The sequence below is a fragment of the Verrucomicrobiia bacterium genome (assembly GCA_035629175.1).
GTDB lineage: Bacteria > Verrucomicrobiota > Verrucomicrobiia > Limisphaerales > DASXHY01 > DASXHY01.
In genome coordinates, this window is the sequence record DASPIL010000053.1 from 1 (window position 1) to 2,927 (window position 2,927).

The 2,927-nt window shown below is 59.2% G+C and carries 2 protein-coding genes; both read right to left on the reverse strand.

The window, feature by feature from the left end; translation table 11 throughout:
• Nucleotides 1-281: 281 nt before the first annotated feature.
• Complete coding sequence (locus VEH04_08715; protein ID HYG22850.1) at nt 282-971, reverse strand: hypothetical protein; 690 nt, start codon at nt 969-971, stop codon at nt 282-284.
• A gap of 647 nt (nt 972-1,618) precedes the next feature.
• Nucleotides 1,619-2,927, reverse strand: a 1,309-nt coding sequence (xylA, locus tag VEH04_08720) for a xylose isomerase (protein HYG22851.1), incomplete at its 5' end; no start/stop codon positions are given.

A 2,927-nucleotide genomic window follows, 5' to 3' on the forward strand; every position in this document is an offset into this window, starting at 1 on the left:
TGACGAGGTGCATCGGGCTGCATTGAATTAATTTGATTGGGCATCCCCCCTGCACCCCCCTTGCGGGGCGCCCGGCGAGTGGGACCCATGCGCACGATCGGAGCCGCGAACGAGCGTTCGAGGTCCGGCTCCGATCGGCGCCCTACCCCACTCGCCGACCACCCCGTCGAGCCGCTTCGCGGACAAGATAGTCAGGTCACTTCCGCTCCGCGCGAAGTGACAAATTTAGATCAGGACTTGACCCTCCGAAATTGCCGCACAGCGCTGGCCAATTTCCGCCGCTATTGCGCCGAACCTCCGGGGGGCGATGCCGGCATTGCAGGTTGCAATGCGGGCCGACGCTGGACGGGATTCGCAGGGATCACGGCAGGCGCCGAGGACGGCCCCACCTTTGGCGACAAGATGTTCACACGATTCAACAGGCCGCTGCGGTTGGGAGCCCCAACGTGCTGGGAGGTAACGGCGCCTGGACCGTTCAGGTCCTGCAGATTTACCAGCGTTTGTCCCATGCTCTGCTGCAGCACCACCAGCAGGTTGTAAGTTTCCGCGTTGATCGCCACTCGATTCGTGCCAGCCACTCCCACGAACGCCGCCCCGTTCTGGCCTTGAACCGCACTCGCCACAAGTTGTTTCGGCAGACCTGTTGTTGGATCGATTCCGCCGCTCCCTGACGTCAGGGCAGACAGGAGCGATTGCGCCTGTTCCAAGGATCCTTGAAGGTCAATCAGCAGCTCGTGAACATCGGCAACACCAAAGTTTCCTGACTGAATTCGGCTGGCTGCGGACAGGGCGGCTTGGGGGGCGACGGCTGAATGGTTTGGCGCCAGACCGGGAACCGAGACGCCCGGTGGACGAGCAGCAGGTGTGGTTCCCGATGAAATGATCGTGGGATTTGTCGGCGCTGGGGGGCGTACCTGTGCCGCGCAGGTCAAGGTGAGAACGTTGAGGATGACGAGGTTTATGATTTTCATGCGCACGCCCCAGTTCGGGAACACGGCTCGATGGTCGCCTGTTTATGGACCGATTCCATAGGGCAATTTCCCCGAGTCCTGCAGCGCGCGGCGGTCTCGTGGGGCAAGGTTCGCAGTCGCACAGCGGGCGCCCCTCTCTCCAACTCTCTCCCCGTTCGTGCCTCACGGGCGAGAGAGAAGATTGCCGGAGTTCAGAACGTGAAGAATGTCGGCGACAGTAAGGAACACCAACTGGTTCCCTCGTGCTGCTGTTTTTCGTGTGTTTCGTGTGATTCGTGGTTAGCCTCCTCCCATTCAGCCTTCGCACTGCCCCTCTCGGGCGAAGCAACACAGGCCAACCCACAGGTGCGGAAACATTCTGACACGTTCGAGTTTCGGACGTTGCTGTGCCCGGGACGCGCACACTCCGTTGGAAGCAACGGCAGTTTAACAGGAGGCCGCAGAGATAACCGAGAAGACCAGTGAACGCGGGCGCCCCTCTCTCCAACTCTCTCCCCGTTCGTGCCTCACGGGGCGAGAGAGAAGATTGCCGGAGTTCAGAACGTAAAGAATGTCGGCCACAGGTAAGGAACACCAACTGGTTCCATCGTGCTGCTGTTTTTCGTGTGTTTCGTGTGCTTCGTGGTTAAACCTCTTCCCGTTCAGCCTCAGATGAATTCGTTGATGAGGTTCTCCAAAAACTCCTGGCGGCCGCTCGCGTTTACACTGACGTCGCCCTGCTTGAGCATGTGTTTTTCGAGCTCCGCAAATCCAACTTCGCCCCGCTCAATCTGCGCCCCCAATCCGCTGTCCCAGCTTGAATAACGTTCCTTCACAAAGTCCGCCAGGCGCCCATCCTTGCGAATCGCTGCCGCAATCTTCAATCCCCGCGCAAATGCATCCATGCCTCCAATATGCGCGTGGAACAGGTCGATCGGCTCAAAACTCTCGCGGCGCACCTTCGCATCGAAATTCACTCCGCCCGTCTTGAATCCGCCATACTTCAACACACACAACATCGTGTAGGCAGTTTGATAGATGTTCGTTGGAAATTGATCCGTGTCCCAGCCCAGCAGTTCGTCGCCCGTGTTGGCATCGATCGATCCCAGCGCTCCCGCTGCTCCAGCCACTTCAAGTTCGTGCTGCATCGTGTGGCCCGCCAGCGTGGCGTGATTGGTCTCCAGATTCAGTTTGAAATGCTCCATCAAGCCGAACTCGCGCAGGAAATTCAAACACGCAGCCGCGTCTGAATCATACTGATGCTTGGTCGGTTCCTTGGGCTTGGGTTCAATGTAAAACTGGCCCTGAAAGCCGATCTGCTTTTTGTAGTCGACCGCCATGTGCAACAGTTTTGCCAGGTGCTCCTGCTCCCGTTTCATGTCGGTGTTGAGCAGCGTCGAATATCCTTCGCGCCCGCCCCAGAACGTGTAACCCACGCCGCCCAGTTCGTGCGTGACTTCCATCGCCTTCTTCACCTGCGCCGCTGCGTAGGCAAACACCTGGGCATTGCAGCTGGTGGCGGCGCCATGCACAAAGCGCGGATTGGAAAAGAGGTTTGCTGTTCCCCAGAGCAGCTGGATGCCTGTGCGCTGTTGCTCGGCTTTAAGCACCTTCACCACGGCGTCGAGGTTCTTGTTGGTCTCGGCGAGGCTGCCGCCCTCAGGGGCGATGTCGCGGTCGTGAAAGGCGTAAAAGGGCGCGCCCAGTTTTTCGATGAACTCGAAAGCCACCCGTGCGCGGTTCTGCGCGTTTTTCACCGAATCGGTTCCATCCTCCCAGGGACGGACGGCTGTGCCGACGCCAAACGGATCCGAGCCCGCCCCGCGAAACGTGTGCCAGTAAACCACGGAGAAGCGCAGATGGTCGCGCATCGTCCTGCCTTCGATCTTCTGGTCCGGGTTGTAATGCTTGAAGGCCAGCGGGTTCCTGGATTTCGGCCCTTCGAATGGGATGTTGGAAACGTCTTTGAATGCAGCG